The 17,564-nt window shown below is 36.1% G+C and carries 17 protein-coding genes; 7 read left to right on the forward strand and 10 right to left on the reverse strand.

The annotated features are described in order from the left end of the window. Window positions 1–1,281 carry an ArsB/NhaD family transporter gene (locus BMZ31_RS11500; protein ID WP_090831879.1) on the reverse strand — a complete coding sequence of 427 codons (1,281 nt, stop codon included), beginning with the start codon at window positions 1,279–1,281 and terminating at the stop codon, window positions 1–3. Window positions 1,282–1,484: 203 nt separating this feature from the next. Beyond that, the gene (locus BMZ31_RS11505) at window positions 1,485–1,631 is read right to left on the reverse strand and encodes a lmo0937 family membrane protein (protein ID WP_139205946.1); all 147 of its coding nucleotides are present in this window, start codon (window positions 1,629–1,631) and stop codon (window positions 1,485–1,487) included. 236 nt (window positions 1,632–1,867) lie between these two features. On the opposite strand from BMZ31_RS11505, the gene BMZ31_RS11510 reads away from it, so the two are divergent. After that, entirely contained in the window at window positions 1,868–3,172 is a 1,305-nt protein-coding gene (locus BMZ31_RS11510; protein WP_090831881.1) for a NarK family nitrate/nitrite MFS transporter, read from the forward strand. Window positions 3,173–3,232: 60 nt separating this feature from the next. Here the strand turns inward: BMZ31_RS11510 and BMZ31_RS11515 are convergent, their stop codons facing one another. Continuing rightward, a complete protein-coding gene (locus tag BMZ31_RS11515) occupies window positions 3,233–4,060 on the reverse strand; it encodes a LysM peptidoglycan-binding and 3D domain-containing protein (protein ID WP_090831882.1) in 828 nt (275 codons plus the stop codon). 376 nt (window positions 4,061–4,436) lie between these two features. Between BMZ31_RS11515 and BMZ31_RS11520 the strand changes: the two genes are divergently transcribed. Further along, window positions 4,437–5,432 carry a DoxX family membrane protein gene (locus BMZ31_RS11520; protein ID WP_090831883.1) on the forward strand — a complete coding sequence of 332 codons (996 nt, stop codon included), beginning with the start codon at window positions 4,437–4,439 and terminating at the stop codon, window positions 5,430–5,432. A 53-nt stretch (window positions 5,433–5,485) separates the two neighbouring features. On the opposite strand, the gene BMZ31_RS11525 is transcribed toward BMZ31_RS11520, so the two are convergent. Together BMZ31_RS11525 and BMZ31_RS11530 are read right to left on the reverse strand one after the other, a co-directional pair. Then, a complete protein-coding gene (locus BMZ31_RS11525) occupies window positions 5,486–8,032 on the reverse strand; it encodes a PAS domain S-box protein (RefSeq protein ID WP_090831884.1) in 2,547 nt (848 codons plus the stop codon). A 104-nt stretch (window positions 8,033–8,136) separates the two neighbouring features. Next, window positions 8,137–8,985 (reverse strand): DUF1206 domain-containing protein, encoded by an 849-nt coding sequence (locus BMZ31_RS11530; protein WP_090831885.1) that lies wholly within the window; start codon window positions 8,983–8,985, stop codon window positions 8,137–8,139. A 177-nt stretch (window positions 8,986–9,162) separates the two neighbouring features. On the opposite strand from BMZ31_RS11530, the gene yhfH reads away from it, so the two are divergent. The 3 genes from yhfH to BMZ31_RS11545 all read left to right on the forward strand — a co-directional run bounded on the left by yhfH (window position 9,163) and on the right by BMZ31_RS11545 (window position 10,026). Then, window positions 9,163–9,297 carry a protein YhfH gene (yhfH, locus tag BMZ31_RS11535; protein WP_090831886.1) on the forward strand — a complete coding sequence of 45 codons (135 nt, stop codon included), beginning with the start codon at window positions 9,163–9,165 and terminating at the stop codon, window positions 9,295–9,297. Window positions 9,298–9,401: 104 nt separating this feature from the next. After that, a complete protein-coding gene (locus BMZ31_RS11540; RefSeq protein WP_090831887.1) occupies window positions 9,402–9,638 on the forward strand; it encodes a hypothetical protein in 237 nt (78 codons plus the stop codon). Between the two features lie 154 nt (window positions 9,639–9,792). After that, window positions 9,793–10,026, forward strand: a complete 234-nt coding sequence (locus tag BMZ31_RS11545) for a transcriptional regulator SplA domain-containing protein (protein WP_090831888.1) — start codon at window positions 9,793–9,795, stop codon at window positions 10,024–10,026. 28 nt (window positions 10,027–10,054) lie between these two features. On the opposite strand, the gene BMZ31_RS11550 is transcribed toward BMZ31_RS11545, so the two are convergent. Continuing rightward, window positions 10,055–10,255 (reverse strand): cold-inducible protein YdjO-related protein, encoded by a 201-nt coding sequence (locus BMZ31_RS11550; protein WP_254778762.1) that lies wholly within the window; start codon window positions 10,253–10,255, stop codon window positions 10,055–10,057. A 217-nt stretch (window positions 10,256–10,472) separates the two neighbouring features. Next, entirely contained in the window at window positions 10,473–11,531 is a 1,059-nt protein-coding gene (locus BMZ31_RS11555; protein ID WP_254778764.1) for an SDR family oxidoreductase, read from the reverse strand. 364 nt (window positions 11,532–11,895) lie between these two features. On the opposite strand from BMZ31_RS11555, the gene BMZ31_RS11560 reads away from it, so the two are divergent. Beyond that, the gene (locus tag BMZ31_RS11560) at window positions 11,896–12,576 is read left to right on the forward strand and encodes a lysoplasmalogenase (protein ID WP_090831889.1); all 681 of its coding nucleotides are present in this window, start codon (window positions 11,896–11,898) and stop codon (window positions 12,574–12,576) included. A gap of 190 nt (window positions 12,577–12,766) precedes the next feature. Here the strand turns inward: BMZ31_RS11560 and BMZ31_RS11565 are convergent, their stop codons facing one another. Further along, entirely contained in the window at window positions 12,767–13,948 is a 1,182-nt protein-coding gene (locus BMZ31_RS11565) for an MFS transporter (protein WP_090831890.1), read from the reverse strand. Between the two features lie 153 nt (window positions 13,949–14,101). After that, window positions 14,102–16,030 (reverse strand): endonuclease MutS2, encoded by a 1,929-nt coding sequence (locus BMZ31_RS11570; protein ID WP_090831891.1) that lies wholly within the window; start codon window positions 16,028–16,030, stop codon window positions 14,102–14,104. 508 nt (window positions 16,031–16,538) lie between these two features. On the opposite strand from BMZ31_RS11570, the gene BMZ31_RS11575 reads away from it, so the two are divergent. Beyond that, window positions 16,539–17,141, forward strand: coding sequence for an SCO family protein (locus BMZ31_RS11575; RefSeq protein ID WP_090831892.1), 603 nt, complete (start codon window positions 16,539–16,541; stop codon window positions 17,139–17,141). Window positions 17,142–17,192: 51 nt separating this feature from the next. On the opposite strand, the gene BMZ31_RS20935 is transcribed toward BMZ31_RS11575, so the two are convergent. After that, window positions 17,193–17,327, reverse strand: a complete 135-nt coding sequence (locus BMZ31_RS20935) for a hypothetical protein (RefSeq protein ID WP_302846846.1) — start codon at window positions 17,325–17,327, stop codon at window positions 17,193–17,195. Window positions 17,328–17,564 lie beyond the last annotated feature (237 nt).

Below are 17,564 nucleotides of genomic sequence, written 5' to 3' on the forward strand. Positions count from 1 at the left end.
TTACATTAAATAACGGACATAAACGTATACAGTTGAAATGACAATAGAAACTAGCATTAAGGGAAAACCGATTTTGAGAAATTGCATAAAAGAAATACGATGACCTTCTCTAGCTGCAATACCTGCTACAACAAGATTGGCACTTGCACCTATTAAAGTACCATTCCCACCTAGACAGGCACCTAAAGATAAACTCCACCATAAAGGTTCTAAATTCGTAATACCTAAATTCCCCATTTCTTTAACCAGAGGAATCATCGTTGCTACAAATGGAATATTGTCCACAAATGCAGAAACAATTGCGCTCATCCATAATATGAGCAATGTTGTCGTATTCAAATCTCCACCCGTAAGGGACATTGCCTTTTTAGCTACAAGAGCAATCAATCCTGTATCAACGAGTCCCCCGACTATAACAAATAGGCCGATAAAGAAAAATAGTGTCGTCCATTCAGCTTTTTCCAAGCTTTTCTCAAGGTACTTTTCGCCTGTTATCAATAGAAGTAAAAAGGCACCGAAAAGAGCGATTGTTGCTGTTTCAATATGTATAAATTGATGTGCAAAAAATCCACTTATTGTAACAAAAATTGCAAATAGACTTTTTCTTAATAAGATGGGATCCAGAATTTCTTCGCTTGCTTTCTTTTGCATTAAGACGTTTTTCAATTCATCAGACGTTTTGAATTCGTGCCTATATATGAATGTGAAAATTGCAATTGTTACGATGAGAATAATGGTACTGACTATAGCAAGGTTATCGATAAAAGCCAGGAATGTTAAGTCACTAACAGCACTTCCAATCATAATATTCGGAGGATCACCAATCATGGTTGAAGTTCCCCCTATATTTGAAGAAAAGATTTCCGATATTAAAAATGGTATGGGGTTAACTCTCAGTTGTTTTGTAATACTTAGAGTGACTGGCACGACAAGTAGAACGGTCGTAACATTATCAAGGAAAGCAGAGGCAACGGCAGTAAAAAGATTCAACACAATGAGAATCTTCAGCGGTTGTGCTTTTACTTTTTGTGAACCCCAAACAGCAATATATTCGAATACTCCTGTCTCGGCTGTGATTCCTACAATTATCATCATTCCAATGAGTAGTCCTATCGTATTGAAATCGATATGATGGAGCGCACTCTCTTGGTCCAATACTCCAAATGCGATTAAGGCTACCGCACCAATCATTGAAATGATTGTACGATGGATTTTTTCAGAGATGATAAATGCATATGTAATTAAAAATACGGCTATAGCAATTAAAGCAGATGATTCCATGTTTTTTCCCCTTTTTAGTTTTTAGCATCATAGACTTGAACCAAGCCCATATATACAAGTTAAATATACTCTTCATATTGGAAATTTCCAACAATTTTATACATTTTCAGCATTGGACAAGTATTTTTCTCAATATTGCTTTTCCAATAAGAAACATCCTTCAGGAGATGTTTCTGAAGGATGTTTTAGTTTGCTTTAATCCTCTATCTATTTGCTCTTCCTTTAAGCATATTAAAGAGAAAAATCACTGCTGCAACCACAAGCAAGATATGAATAAGTCCTCCGGCAATATTGAAAACCAATCCAAGAACCCAAAGTACTAAAAGAACAGCTAAAATTGTCCATAACATGGTTAAGAATCCTCCTTTTGATTTTATGTTAGCATTCCCTTTCTGTGTAAAATCAAACATCACCAAGTACTCTTCCGTTCAATCGTTACAACTTTTTGTCTAAACCCTTCTGTTCACAATTCCTTCACCACTTTTGTGACGTACGTCACAAATCTATAAATCGAGAGTAGCTATGATTGACTTGTAAACACATCACTAGTGAAAAACAATTTATGATCCATTAGGAGGAATATATCATGGCTCGAATAAAGACATGGAATCCAGAAGATGAAAAATTCTGGTTAAAGGAAGGTAAGAAACACGCACAAAGAAACTTATGGATTTCAGTACCATCGTTAATGCTCGCTTTTATTGTCTGGCAAATTTGGTCAGTGGTTGCAGTACGGTTAAACGATATAGGTTTTCAATTTACGGAAGCACAACTGTTTACATTGGCTGCCATACCAGGTTTAGTTGGCGCAACGCTTCGTTTTGTCTACACATTCGCTGTAGGATCGATTGGTGGCCGAAATTGGACGGTCATATCAACGGGACTCTTAGCAATCCCTGCCATCGGTATCGGATTCGCCGTTCAAAATCCTGAAACACCCTATTCAATCATGTTACTATTAGCAGCACTTTGTGGTCTTGGTGGTGGTAACTTCTCATCTTCACTTGCAAACATTAGCTTCTTTTTTCCTAAAAAAGAAAAAGGAACTGCACTTGGTATCAACGGCGGTTTAGGAAATATGGGTGTATCAGTTGTTCAATTCATAACACCTCTGATCATTACAACAGCGACATTTTCTTTTGTAAGCGGAAAAGGTCAAGTCTTAGCAAATGGTCAAGAAGTATGGTTACAAAATGCTGCATTCATTTGGGTCATTCCGATTGTAATCATGACAATCCTTGCATACTTCGGAATGGATAATCTACCAAACGCAAAGCAATCCGTTTCAGAACAATTTGTCATCGTAAAACGTAAACACACATGGGTTATGACTTTCCTTTATGTCGCAACTTTCGGTTCATTTATCGGTTATGCTGCAGCATTTCCATTATTGCTAAAATCTCAATTTCCAGAACATGTATCACTAGCATTCTTTGGCGCTCTCATTGCAGCAGCGGCAAGACCTGTTGGTGGATGGATCGCAGATAAATTTGGCGGGGCAAAGGTTACAGCATATGTATTAGTGACAATGGGTATTGGCGCGTCAGGGGTTATTTACTTCCTTAACGACAAGCAATTCGCGGGCTTCTTAGCTTCATTCTTACTATTATTCTTGGCTGCTGGTATTGGATCTGGTTCTACGTTCCAAATGATCCCAACCATTTTTGTTCCTAAAGAAGCAGCACCTGTTCTAGGCTTCACGGCAGCATTTGCAGCTTACGGGTCTTTCTTTATCCCAAAACTATTTGGATGGTCTGTTAATACAACAGGAACTCCTGTTACTGCTTTCTACTTCTTTATCGGTTTCTACGTGGCTGCGCTTATCTTAAACTACTATTATTACCAAAGAAAGAATTCAGAAGTGAAACGTAAAATGTTGCAAGCATCTTAAGAATAATGAATATATAAATTACGAAAGGGTGTCCCAACTCGGGACACCCTTCATTTTATTCTATTCTAGGATTGTAACTTTCACAGTTCTTGTTCCCCACTCTAGTGCTGCTTCTTTGGTCGGGATAAAGATATCTATTTTATTACCTTTGATGGCGCCACCTGTATCACCTGCAATGGCATTTCCATAACCTTCTACATATACTTTGCTTCCAAGCGGAATAACCTTTGGATCGACAGAAATCACTTTCATGTCAGGATTTTCTTTAAGGTTAATTCCAGTTGCCGTAATGCCTGAACATCCTTCACAAGACGCAGTATAAGCAGTTGCAGTAACGGTAATTTCTTTTTTCGCGGCCTCAGTTGGAGCAGCTTTTGTCGTGTCAGTAGTAGCTGGTTGGCTTGGAGCTGGCTGTGCTGCCGGTGTGCTTACTGGCTGTGCCGGTTGAGCAACTGGTTTAGCCACTTGTTGTGCTGGCTGTACTGGTTTTGCAGTAGCTGGAGCTTGTGTCTTTACTGCTTCAACCTTTTTTGTAGCTTCATGAATTTCTAAGATTTGATTTGGTTGAATGACGTCCGTTTGTAAATTGTTCCATTGAATAATATTGTAAACAGTTACGTTATATTGTTTTGCGATTTTCCAAAGTGATTCGCCCTTCTTAACGGTATGTAGCGCCTTTGGTGAAACCTCCAATGTATCTCCTGCAATAATCAAATCCGATGAAAGCTGATTCCAATTTTTCAACTCTTCAATTGAAACTTGATGATCACGAGATAGACCCCAAAGTGTATCTCCTTTTTGAATCGTAATTTCTTCTGCCTGCACATTTGCAGCAACCGTACCTGATAAAGCTAATGCTGTAATCATAGTCTTAAATGTTTTTTTCATATTATTTATTCCCTCCCATAGCTGTTTAGGCTAACAGGGATAATCATAACATGAGGTGGAAATATACAAAGAACAGACAGATTATAATTATATTACAAGAATGACAAGCAGTTAACGGTTATGTGTCTAAAAATCAGATAATTCTGACTTTGTATCTTATTATTTACTTTTACTGGCTTTTAATTACTTTTAATGGTTTTAAATCCCTTTAATATCCATTTAATCAATTAATTTACTGCAAGAAAGTGTATGATTAATTTACACTACCTGCATATTAAAAACTGTCAAACAATGTTCATAGATTCACATACTTATTATATTTCATCCATGCTATATTTTTATTGTAAATAAAATAACATTTAAGGGGATTTACTACATGAGAATTTTCTCTTCCATCATTATATTTTTTGCTGCTTTATTGTCGCCATTATTCATCAGTGCACATGTAAAGTGGTTTACTAAACTTGAACCTGTTAAAGAGCCTATTAAACAAATCCTTTCACCTTTGTTCATGACCATTTCCATCTTAGTAGCTTTATTGTTAGCCGTATTACCACAGCTACTACCTGCGGTGATGAAATGGGAGCCTCTTGCGAAAATAGATAAGAAGCTAGAGGGTTTCCGTAAGTACTCTCGCTATATTCTTAAGTACGGGACAGCCGTTGCATTGATTTTCCAAGTGACAAGTGGAAGTTTATTTGCACCAGAAATTCATATAGAATCTAGCATCATTACTTATCTAGCTTGGGCATCTATCGTCTTCTTATTGATTCCGCATCACTATTCAACAAAACTTGGAGCGCTCTTCCTACTTGGATTGTTCTCATTTGTCACAGCTCACCAAGGGATCTTTTATATGCTTGATTATGGATTTTATATTGCAATTATTTTTGTTCTTCTCATCGGTAGTACAAAACTTGAGAATTGGGGATTCCCATTCCTATACTTAGGAACTGGTTTATCATTATGTTGGGTGGCCGTTGAAAAATGGGTGTATCCGGCACTTTCTATAGATATTATTGCAAACCATGGAGTTCCTACATTTGGTTTCCCTTCAGCAACATTCGTCATATTAAGTGCTTTTATTGAATTCGTGGTTGGATATCTTCTTGTTGTGGGGATACTCAATCGCTTACTAGCCTTCGTCTTAACAGGTATCTTTGTGATGACGACTACGTTATTTGGTGGTGTTGAACTCGTTGGACACTTTATGATTCACATCATATTGATTATTTTTATCATAGAAGGCGTCTCATTTTATAAGCCACCGATTACGATGCACAAGTCAGTCCTAGATCAAATGATTTTTGTATTCTTGAATTTCATATTTGTATTAGCAACATTCATCATCATTTACTACCGCTTTGCTTAACAAACAAAAGACCAATCCGCACTTTGCTACACGGATTGGTCTTCCTTATTTGTCTAAGCTGTTTTAGTAGGGAGAACGATGTTAAAGGTAGTACCTTTATTCAATTCGCTTTCGATATACACCTTTCCAAAATGACTCTCAATAATTTTGAAGCTTACCATTAAACCGAGTCCATTGCCATTTTGCTTTGTTGTATAGAAAGGCTCTCCAATTCGTTTTAGTTTATCTTCTGGAATACCGACACCAGTATCCTGTATGGAAATCTGGATATTATTATCAACCACAGACGTCTTAACGTGCAGGTCTCCACCATTTGGCATGGCTTCTATTCCGTTTTTAATAAAATTAAGGAATACTTGCTTTAGACGATTCTCATCACATTCAACCTGGACAATTTCTTCTGTATTATCAAAATGCAAACGAACATGTTTTTTCCTGGCTTCAAACTCAAGAAGCATCAAGACATTGCGAATGACTTCCACTATATTCTTTTCTTCCAATTGGACTGCTTTCGGCTTTGCTAGCACCATGAAATCTTCGACAATCCCATTAACGCGTTCAATTTCATCCAGAATGATATCAAGGAATTCCATCCGTTCAGGATCTTTTTCATCTAATTGAAGGAACTCCGCATAACCCTTCATGGAAGTCAGTGGGTTTCGGATCTCATGTACTACTCCTGCAGCCAATTGTCCAACGGCTGCGAGCTTATCTTGACGGTGTAGGATTTCCTCCGTCTTCTTTCTCTCTGTGATATCATTTCTAATTGCAATATATTGATAGGGTTTTCTTGCTTCATTTAAGAAGGGAACCAAGGTTGTATCGACCCAGTAATAGGATCCATCCTTAGCCTTGTTCTTAATTTCGCCTTTCCAAACCTTACCTGTTCCTATCGTTTTCCATAAATCTTTGAAAAACTCCTTCGAGTGGAAGCCAGAATTAAGGATATTATGATCTTTACCAATCAATTCCTCTCGGCTGTACTTTGAAATCTCACAAAACTTGTCATTTACAGCTGTAATGATTCCTTTTGCGTCTGTAAAAGCTACAATCGAAGATTGATCTAGGGCAAATTTAATATCAATGTTCTCTTTCAATGTTTCCTTCAAATGCTCTTCCGCAGTCTTACGATCTGTAATATCGGTACGGATGGCAACGTATTGATAGGGTTTTCCAGTTTGATCTAAAAAAGGAACGATTGTTGTATCTACCCAATAAAAGCTCCCGTCTTTTGCTTTATTTCTAATTTCACCTTTCCAAACGTTTCCGTTTTGGATTGTTTCCCATAGATCCTTGAAGAACTCTTTAGGGTGTAAACCAGAATTTAGGATTCGATGATCTTTGCCGATAAGTTCGTCTCGGCTATATTTTGATATCTCACAGAACTTATCATTTACAATCGTAATTTTCCCTTTTTGATCGGTCATTGCTACAATGGAAGATTGATCAAGTGCAAAATGAATATCTTTGATATCCTTCAATCTTTCCATTAAGTTTTGCTCAGCTAATTTACGATCAGTAATATCAGAGCGGATTGAAACATATTGAAAAGGTTTTCCCTTTTTATTAATAAACGGGACTATCGTTGTATCAACCCAATAAAAACTTCCGTCTTTCGCTTTATTTCGAATTTCGCCTCGCCATATATAACCTGAACCAATCATTCTCCACAACTCTTGGAAAAACTCTTTTGGATGTAATCCTGAGTTTAGTATATTATGGTTTTGGCCATGAATCTCATCTTTTTCATATTTAGAGATCTCGACAAATTTATCATTTACATAAGTAATAATACCCTTAGGATCTGTTATGGCCACAATTGCTGACTCATCCAGTGCCCATTTAATTTCTTTCAAATTCGTATCACTAATTGCCAGGCGTTTATTGATCATCGTACTCGAAGCAATAAGGCCACCGAAAATCAAGATTGAAGTGAACAAGACAAGATAAACCATAAATGATTCCTGACTTTGAGTATAACCAACGGCTGCATCTTCATGATTAAGAAAGGCTGATGCTCGTTTTAATAAGAAATGCCCTTCCACGATAGTTCCTGTGATAATGATGGAACTAACAAGCTTTAACCATGCCTGATGATCAGATAAGAAGTTATTAGAATAGAAAATCATCCATATAGATACGAGGAACGAAGCATAAATGATGAGGGCAGAAAAGCCAAATACCCAAGGGTCAAACTGTATGCTTAAATTCATTGCATACAAACCAAGGACATGGATGGACAAAACTGAGAGCGTCAAAAATAAGCTACCTAACAATAAATCGGATAACTTAACTTTCTTGTTTATTAACATATAAAAAGCCATACCTGTAAAAGAAATCCCAATTACAATGGAGAGGAATGTCGCTGGAATTTGATACTGGGCAAATCTTGAAAGGTCGCCCGCCAAGAATCCCATAAAGTTCATAATCCAAAAACCTACACCCATTGAGAAAGTTCCACCTACAAAAAGGAACCTCTTATTCTTTTCAGAATGTTTTATGAGAATAAACATATCGAGTGCTGTATATGAAGCCATAAAAGATAATACAATGGCAATTATGATGATAAGGGGGTTGAAAGACAAGAAAACATCATTCATTGTCAGATATCATCTTCCTTTCCTATTTTGTTTACTACTACGATTGTAAGGTAAAGTCCATCTTTAGGGAAGTGTTAATAATTGTCTGAAATTGGATTATTTATTTAATCCTCTAGTATATGATTTTTTCCTTTAATGATTTCAAACAATCCATAAAGTATCAGTCCACCGGAAACGATTCCTAAGAGCCATTTCCCATATGGTTGCTGCGCTATTTTTAACAAAGCACCATCCATCCCGATGGCGTTGTTCGAATTCATGGTTATTGAAGTCTGTATCAAGAAATACCCGATGACAAACAAAACGATGCTTCTGGCAAGCAAACCATATTTACCTGCTTTTTTTCCTATTTTCAATTCATCTTTACCCATTTGACTCGTATTAAGCCTTCGAATAAATTTCCCTCTTATGGAACAATAAAGTTCATAGAATCCAACCCCAATAATAATTGCACCCACAAGTCCGACTAACCAATCTCCATACGAATGCTGAAGGACAAGACCAGCAACAGATTTACGTGAAAAATCTCCTCCACGGATATGCAAAGCGATCTTGACAGCTTTATATGCAAGCATTCCATATATAAAAGCACTGATAAAATATCCAACTCTTTTTAAAAAAACCTTTACTCCACCTTCATCTTCTTGATTAGCAAACACGATCTGATAACCTCTCCAACATACATAACCTGTAAGCCCTGCTGCAATAAGCCACAACAAAACTTCACCAAATGGCGTTTTTTCAACTTTAGTTAGAACACCTTCGGTACCAGACGGCTTATCTCCCGATCCTAGAGCTGCAAGGAAAGAAAGAAAACCAGCAAATATGTAAATCGAACCTTTAGAAATGTATCCAATCTTTGTAAAAATCTCGAATATTTTATTCGCAGTTTCCTTTATCGGTTCTTCACCATTTGACACTTCATCTCTAATGTTAACTGGTTTCGCTTTCATTCTAACCCTCCCCCTCTTTTAAATAATTCCCGAGCAAAGCCTCAATCAAACTTGCCCTTTTTTTACAGAAACAAAAAAATTTTAAAAAAAGTCTACACATTTATAAAAAAAATGTTTATACTGTACTATAACAGATAAAACGTTAATAATCTGTATTATATAAAGGAGGAATTATCAATGTTACAAAGTCCAGTTGAATTTTTCCGTAATTTACCCAAGAAGGAATGCCCGGAGTGTGGTCAAAGCATGTTTGAACAAGCAGAATCATACTTAATGGAATGTGAAAGATGTCTATCTAAAAAAGAAGAGTAAAGCAAGAAGAAGAGCCGGCCAATTGGTCGGTTTTTTTATTTTCCATTGGGGTATATACATATTGAACTACATCCATTATTGTTATAATACAGAGGATGATAACGTTGAAATTAAAGAAATGGAGTTATACAAAAAAATATAATATTAAAGCTTTTTTCGATTTTTTCCCGAATTCACCGGTTATTTTCCGCCAGATAAAGGACTATTTCTTTGTATATAGCGTCAAATGGGACATGGATGACCCGGTCGTAACTAGGGCTCACTTAGAAGAGATGGAAAGATTGCTGAATACTGAACTTGGTACATATTCTTTCTATCAACAACGGAGTACAAATAGTTGAAAGAAAAGCTCACATTTAATAAAACGATTTTTTGCACAACAAAACACGCTACTATTCAAAGTAGCGTGTTTTGTTTTTACCATCATTAAACAAGAATGATTCATATTTGCTAAGACAAACTAACCAATAAACATGTAGAAAAGAGGTCGGTTGAATGAATAGTTTAGATATGAACGAAGTCAAACTCGGTGATGAAGTATATGTGATTTATCGCAATCCTCACGTACCTTCAGTCTCAAATATCAGGGCCGCTGAAATTGTTCAACATCCTAAGGATCCTCAAGCATTAGCTCTTTTCATCAATGATACTTTCCATGTAATCGAGGATGATGATGCACTTTTTAGAACCGAACAAGAAGCCCAGTTTGCACAAGAAAACCTTGATTAGGCTGCCAATCAGCAGCCTTTCTTCCCACCTACATTTTTGGCAATTCACGTGTTTCTAAATTCATACCATGCCCACACATTGGACAGTTCAAATCATCTGTTACAAAATCCTTCCGCATCCACCCTATACAGCTATCATCGCTGCAAGAATATACTTCAGTATCGACGAGGATATTTTCGAGTTTTTCTTCATTGTTTCTTTTTCCGTAAAATATAACGTCCGCCTCCATTTCGTATATACTCTGTCTGTAAAAGATAAAGAGGTGAAACTTATAACTCTAAGTTAGTATGTACAAAAGTCCTTCTTTTTAAAAAAAGAATTTGGTAAATCTTCAACAAGTTACCTAAAGAAAAAGCGAAAATAGATTGGTTGAACTATGCTTTGAAATAAACACTCAATGAATCTGAAAAGTAGAAAGGACCCCATTTGGAGTCCTTTTTGAAATATTAAGTAAATCTATATCCCTGGATAATTGTATTTAACATGTTGCTATCCATGTTTAAGTATTCTACATTCGTATCTTCAATGAGTTCCCTTGTATTGGAATCTTTATATTTGATATTTCGATCTAGATACTGGTCAAAGACTTTAATCATAGAATTTAGAGTGATTTCTTCTTTGCTTAGCAATGCCCTGGATTCCTTTCCTACAATGGCTAAGTTTTCAAACATCAAAGCTTTTTTTATTCCTTTTAATATAGCGAAATTCGTAGGTGGGTTTGTGTTTACAATTAAATAGATTTTTTCCTTTTGTGCCTTTTCGACTGCCACTGTTAAAACATCACAAACGTAATCTACCGGAACGAGATTTGATGTCCCTTCTCTATTGCCAATAAGATGATAGACCGCATGTTGATCATCAGATTTTCTTTCCATCCTCTTTTTGAATACTTCTAATCCTCTTATGAAACCGTACAAAGTGAAGTGAGAGTCTGCTTGTCCTGTTTTGGAATCACCTACAATAATTGACGGTCTGAAGATAGAAATATCTAATTTTTCTTTATAGGAGAAAACCAAATGCTCTGACTTTATCTTGCTATCTTCATATGGATTGTTAGTAGGAGTATCAATAGGATACAACTCTTCTACGCCATATTCCATCTTTCCAATAGTATAGGCTGTGCTTACGTAATAAAATTTTTGAGAATTAACTTTAACGGCCAAATCCAGTGCATGTTTCGTTCCATGGTAATTAATTTCAAATAATTCCTTTTCCAATTCAAAATCGAATTTTACTAAAGCTGCTAAGTGATAAAAGATGTCAACCTTATCTCGTAACTCACTAATGATCTCATCCGAGAGACCACAGTTCGCTTTTGTAATATCTCCTTTTAGAAAATGGATATGTTTTTGTTTTTCTTGTTTAATAGAAAGTTTGATTTTATTTGCCTTTTCTAAATCTCTTACCAACACATATAAGTTATGATTCTGATTAACTAGATTTTGTATGAGACGCCCACCTAAAAAACCAGTAGAACCTGTAAGAAAAATATTTATTGTTTCCACCACCAAAATGAGTTCTTTTATAAGTTCGTTTCATTTGACTATCATACCAACTTATTTCAAAACTTCCTAAACCTTATATTTACAATTAGGAAAAGGCACCTTACATAACTGTGTTTGAATCGTCCTTTCAAACTCTCCTGTAATTAAACTATTCCCTAGAAATAGTTGATTCTTTCACCAATTTCATGAGGACTCTTTGAAAATATGCTTTTTCTTCATAGTTCATTTTTAAGGCACAATCCCGAAATCAAAGTATTGGCTTCTCATTTTTTGAAGGAATATTCAGTTTTCACATAGAATAGATAGATAGATAGATAGTACAGGTTATGTATAATAAATTAAAAACCATTGGACGTGATTTTTTATGAATAAGTTCTTGCTTCCCCTAATGATTGGCGTGACAGCGGTTATATACATATTCATCATTCCTGAAGAGCCGCTTGGAATAAAAATAGTCTTTAAGCTTATTCCGATGATCTTAATCATTTTTTATGCTTTTACGCGACTTCCTGCCATATCAATTACTGCCCATCGCTTAGTTATCATGGGCCTGTTTTTCTGCATACTTGGCGATGCCTTCATTGCTGTGTCATTTACTGCTGGGCTCGGTGCCTTCCTAATCGGCCACCTATTCTATTTAAGCGGCTTCTTGAAGGTGTCCTTGATGGACAGAATGCGGCTTGCCTCTATTTTACCGATTCTCTTATACTCCTTCATCATGGGTTCTAAGATAATCTCATCCTTACTAGCCGATGGAAACCAAATGCTCATCATCCCAGTGATTGCCTACATACTGGCCATCTCATTGATGGCCCTTTCAGCCATCCAAACCCGAAACATTCGAGCTATTTTTGGCAGCATCTTATTCGTCATCTCCGATTCAATCCTGTCATGGAATATGTTCGTTTCAGACATTACCCATTCTGGTGTCTTCATCATGACCACCTATTACTTCGCCCAATTCCTAATCGCAAGCAGCCTCACCACTCTTTGGAAAAATGCAGGGCATAATAGGGAAATAGACATTTCAAAAGCCAGTATCTAAATAACAAAAGCGAATCAAAAAAAGAATGATTTTTGGAAGCTAATAATTTTCGTAGGAAAGTAAGAGTTATTAATAAGGATTAAAGAAAGTGACCTCAGTGAAATTCCTGGGATCACTTTCTAGCAGCATAGATATTTTATTAGAATGTTCTCAAATTATGGCACACTTCAGGTAACACCCTTAATATTTCTTAATTCTTGATAGGTAGATTAATCAAATGACTCTTTGTTTCTTCCTTAATCAACCAAAAACAAAGGACTACGCCAATGAGGGCCAAAACTGCAAAAAATAGATAAACCACATAAATCGAAAACTCTTCGTATAATACTCCCCCCAAGAATGTGCTAAACCAATTTCCTAACCCATTCCCAATAGCTGAATAGACTGTCACAGCAGTAGCAGTAATATTAACGGGTGTTATTTCACGAATATATTGAAGACCGGCTGGAATAAATAACCCTAAAGAAACACCTTGAACGACGGCTGATGCATATACGACTGATAGACTAGGTTCCATAAAATAGAAAAACCATCGAATCATAGATACGGTTCCTGCAAATGCAGCTATCTGTAGTAACCCAAATTTATTTATCCATTTGCCAGCTGCACGCATAAATGGGATTTCTGATAAAACAGCAATCAAAAAGGCAATTCCTATGCCAGTATATGTTCCTCCTCTATCTTCCACAAACAAACTGAAGTAAAAATTGTTTGCAAGATTAGGACCAAAAATCATAAACGTAACTGCTAAAAAAATGACAAATTTTCTAATTTTGAACAGGTCTTTCATTCCGGAAAAAAGCTTATTTTTTTCTGTTGCTTGTTCTTTCGGTAAACGCATTGCCATAATAGCGGCTAAAGATAAAGCGATGAAAAATCCCCAAAAGATTACTTCGGCAGACCAGTCAGACAGCCTTCCCATAATAAAGACCGCCACACCAAACCCCAGTGATCCGAAAAGCCGTACGTTTCCGTAATTGTATTTCACTTTACTCGTATATTTCAATGAAATACTATCTGAAACAGGTATCATGGCACTTTGAAAAACAGAAATCAATATGGCTATGATCAAAAATAACAAATAGTGATTTAAGAACAAAAAACCTAGGCCAAAAATGCCTGCCATTGCGGTTGTTAAGGTTAGTACTTTAACAGGAGCATTTGTCATATCGGACATGATTCCCCATAATGGTTGGAAAAATATCATAACAATGGGTCCAACCGACAATATCGTACCAATTTGATAACCATTAAGTTTTTCTACTTCACTTAAGTAGACGCTTAAAAGTGGATACAAACTCCCAACTCCAAAAAAAGCTAATAAATAAAAAGCCTGCAAATTCCTAATATTCCTTTTCACTTGCGTGTTCATATTATTTCCCCCGCTAACCGACTCTGATGTCTTGATTTAAGCCTTATACATTGTAACATGATTATGAAGTGAGAAAGTTAAATTTTGCTATTTATCAGAAGTATAAACTTAAAAAGATAATAAGCTGCCACCAGATGATGACAGCTTTGATCATTATTCATCCAGATTTATGACGGCCCCTTCGATATGACCTTTGCTAAAACTTTTGTTCAATTTTCTCTGCTCAACCGACTTGAAAATAATATCAAAATCATAGTCTTCAGGATAAAGCTCTTTTGCAGCAATATAGAGTTTTAACCTCTTGTGGTTATGTGACTGCTTTTCTCCCTTTACCTGTACGATATAATTGCCAAGAGCATCAGGGCCGCTGTATATGATTCCAAATTCTTCAGAAGGATACACTTGAACATTGTCCCCTTTAGTAAATATAGGGACCGAAGTTGCTTTGTTAGCATTCTTCCGGATATGATTTTTGTATTTATTTATTATCACCTGTTTCTCTCTCTGCTTGATTCTTTCTGGGTCAATATCAGAAGACACATATTGTTTCTCCTCTTTATAGGTGATTTGATGCGCCCTTTCAATAATTTTCGGATGCATTCCTAGTTTCATGGCAATTGAAAATGCCTGGCTATCACCACCCTTACCTATCAAAAGTTTATAGGTAGGCTTTAGTGTCTCTAAATCGAATTCCATTGAACCATTCAAAAAACCACGATGACTTTCCGCATACTCCTTTATCTCGCTATAATGAGTGGTGGCTAACAAAGTTGTTCCCTTTGCATATAGTTGCTCAAGAATTGCCGTCGCCAGCCCCATTCCTTCCCGAGGATCCGTTCCAGATCCTAGTTCATCTAGCAATGCTAATGTCCTCGGCGTTGCTTCCTCCAAAATACCGATAATATTTTTTATTCTCGAACTAAATGTACTCAAATTATCGACTATACTTTGACCATCGCCAATGTCGACCATTATTTTTTGAAAAATACTTATGCTGCTTCCTTTAGCAACTGGAATAAGAAGACCACTTTGTACCATTAAGGTAAGCAGACCGACCGTCTTGATGGTCACTGTCTTTCCTCCCGTATTTGGCCCCGTTATGACAAGGGCATTTTCAGGATTCCCCAATTCTATGGTAAGCGGAACTGCTTTTTGCCCAATAAGAGGGTGATGTGCATCGATTAAATTCAAGTAATTTCCTTCATTTACATTTACCTTTGTACCATCAATGGAACGGCTGTATTTGGCTTTTGCAAAGAGTATGTCATAGTGAACCATTGTTTCGAATGCAAGACGAATTTGCACTTCATTGGCCTCAACTAGCCCTGTCAAATACATCAATACCTTATGGATCTCTGCTTCTTCATCTGCACGAAGCCACTCTAACTCATCCTGGTAAGCGGCTATTTCAGTTGGTTCAAGGAACAGGGTTGCTCCAGAGGCTGAAGCATCAAGTACGGTCCCGTTGATTTTGTTCCTGTATTCCTTTTTGATTGGGATCACATATCTCCCATTTCTTTGGCTAACGACATTTTCTTGAAGATAAGACTTATATTTATTGGATCGCACAAATTGTTGCACTCTTTCTTTAAGTCTTTCCGTCTCTATGCTAATTTGTTTTCGAATCTTTAAGAGCTCCTTACTTGCATAGTCATCGACAGCACTATTTCTTATGCACCTGGATATCTCTGAAGCTAGTTCAGGCAGATTTTCTATCGAATGTACATATGAAGACACTCTCGGCGCAATAAATTCCTTATCCTTCATATATCTTCGCATTTTTTCACAGCAGTCTAGAAAATCCGCCAATCCACTTAGCTGCTCTGTACGTAAAGCGCCACCTTTATTCAAGGAACCTAGTAATCTTTCCATCCCTTCAAGTCCATGAACTGGTACGCTTGCACTCTTGTTCAAAATATTTACCGCCTCTGATACCTCATCTAACCATGCTTCAATTTGTTTTAGATGAGTGGAAGGAAGTAAGTCCATAATTTTTTGCTTACCTTCAGATGTTAAAGCAAAATTAGCAATTTGGGATTTGATTTCTTGATACTGTAATACTTCAAAACTGTGTTGATTCACCGTAAATTCCTCCTTATTTTGAAAGACAAAAAGCCGCAATGAACAATGTCCATTGCGGCTAACATAAATAATTTACAAGCAGGTCACTTGACCTGTTGACATTATTTTAATTTCAAGTACCAGAAAACAAAAAATACCGCATACAAGTGTACACAGCATCTGGAACGTTGAAAGTATACGTTAGGATGGCTGTTGTTCTTAACTACATTTCTCACCCATGAAAAAATAGGCGTTATGAATCACTGTCGATTCACAAAGCGGTGATGAAATGCATTATCCAATTAGCTGGATTAGTTAAGAACGGCACCTAACATACAACATACTTCCTTACTATCATAAATTTTCTTTCCATCCTTATCTTATGATGAAAGTCCTGAATAGTCAATTAATTAGAAGGGTATTTTTGTAATTACCATCGAAAACTTTTTTAAGATTTGGGCTATGTTCACATTATATCCATTTCTTTTATTTACTTTTTTATTTATCTTTATAAGGGGAGGCGTTTATTTTGAAAAACATTTATATCATTTGCAGTTCGATCGTCATTATCGGAATCTTAGGAGGCATATCTTTCTTTTTGATTAGAGATGCTTCAGCTCAAATTCCGAATGATATTACGTTAATTAATCAAAATAATGAAGAATATCAGTTTAGTCAAAATAAGAAAACTGTTAAGCTTATTGAATTTATCTATACCCATTGCCCCGATATTTGCCCAACAACGACCCAAAAAATGAATGATCTTAAAGCCGACTTACAGAAAGCAGGTCTATTTGGAAATAAGGTTCAATTTGTAACCGTGAGCATTGACCCTTATCGTGACACTCCTGAAGTATTAAGGACTTATATGAATTCTTTTGAGATTGAAGACGACGGTAACTGGATCTTTCTAACTGGGGACAAAGAGAAGATGAAAGAAGAATTACGCGATGTGCAGAAAATAGCTGATACATTTAAATTCCAGTATCGCGACCCTGGAAACGGTTTTTATGTACACAGCACTTTTACTTTCCTTATTGATCAGAACAACAAATACATTGCAAAATTCCCTATGGGTGAGGATTTTAACAAAAACGATGTATACGATAAAATATTGAACGAATTGGATTAATTCAAATAAAAGAAGCAACCTGTAAAGGTCGCTTCTTTTATTTTATTCAGCTTAATTCACAGATGATGGCATCTTCTTCATTTGTTGTAAAGGCAACAAGTAGTTTGACTTTGGTTTTGTTAAACTGGCTTTGATACCTGCTTCTTTTAGTTTGGAGACTAAATCAGATAGATGTTTTTTGGCCATGAATCCACCTTCTTTTATCCAACGTTCTTATTCATATTTTACATGAAAAGTATGAATAAAGTGTGAAAATCAAAAAAATTATTAAAAAATTCTCCCGGAAATTTTCGCTTAATTCATTGATTCCCAAAAAATTGTCTATAAAACCTTTTTTTGAATTTTATGAGATTTACCATAGATGGCAGTTTTGTATAATAAATGATATAATTCTTTAGATATTTTGATTTTGGAGGATTTTAT

This window comes from Bacillus sp. cl95, from assembly GCF_900115925.1.
Classification (GTDB): Bacteria; Bacillota; Bacilli; order Bacillales; family Cytobacillaceae; genus Neobacillus_A.

Coding starts and splice junctions, on each gene's coding strand:
- BMZ31_RS11500 (WP_090831879.1), bottom strand. CDS start 1,281: ATGGAATCATCTGCTTTAATTGCTATAGCCGTATTTTTAATTACATAT.
- BMZ31_RS11505 (WP_139205946.1), bottom strand. CDS start 1,631: ATGTTATGGACAATTTTAGCTGTTCTTTTAGTACTTTGGGTTCTTGGA.
- BMZ31_RS11510 (WP_090831881.1), top strand. CDS start 1,868: ATGGCTCGAATAAAGACATGGAATCCAGAAGATGAAAAATTCTGGTTA.
- BMZ31_RS11515 (WP_090831882.1), bottom strand. CDS start 4,060: ATGAAAAAAACATTTAAGACTATGATTACAGCATTAGCTTTATCAGGT.
- BMZ31_RS11520 (WP_090831883.1), top strand. CDS start 4,437: ATGAGAATTTTCTCTTCCATCATTATATTTTTTGCTGCTTTATTGTCG.
- BMZ31_RS11525 (WP_090831884.1), bottom strand. CDS start 8,032: ATGAATGATGTTTTCTTGTCTTTCAACCCCCTTATCATCATAATTGCC.
- BMZ31_RS11530 (WP_090831885.1), bottom strand. CDS start 8,985: ATGAAAGCGAAACCAGTTAACATTAGAGATGAAGTGTCAAATGGTGAA.
- yhfH (WP_090831886.1), top strand. CDS start 9,163: ATGTTACAAAGTCCAGTTGAATTTTTCCGTAATTTACCCAAGAAGGAA.
- BMZ31_RS11545 (WP_090831888.1), top strand. CDS start 9,793: ATGAATAGTTTAGATATGAACGAAGTCAAACTCGGTGATGAAGTATAT.
- BMZ31_RS11550 (WP_254778762.1), bottom strand. CDS start 10,255: ATGGAGGCGGACGTTATATTTTACGGAAAAAGAAACAATGAAGAAAAA.
- BMZ31_RS11560 (WP_090831889.1), top strand. CDS start 11,896: ATGAATAAGTTCTTGCTTCCCCTAATGATTGGCGTGACAGCGGTTATA.
- BMZ31_RS11565 (WP_090831890.1), bottom strand. CDS start 13,948: ATGAACACGCAAGTGAAAAGGAATATTAGGAATTTGCAGGCTTTTTAT.
- BMZ31_RS20935 (WP_302846846.1), bottom strand. CDS start 17,327: ATGGCCAAAAAACATCTATCTGATTTAGTCTCCAAACTAAAAGAAGCA.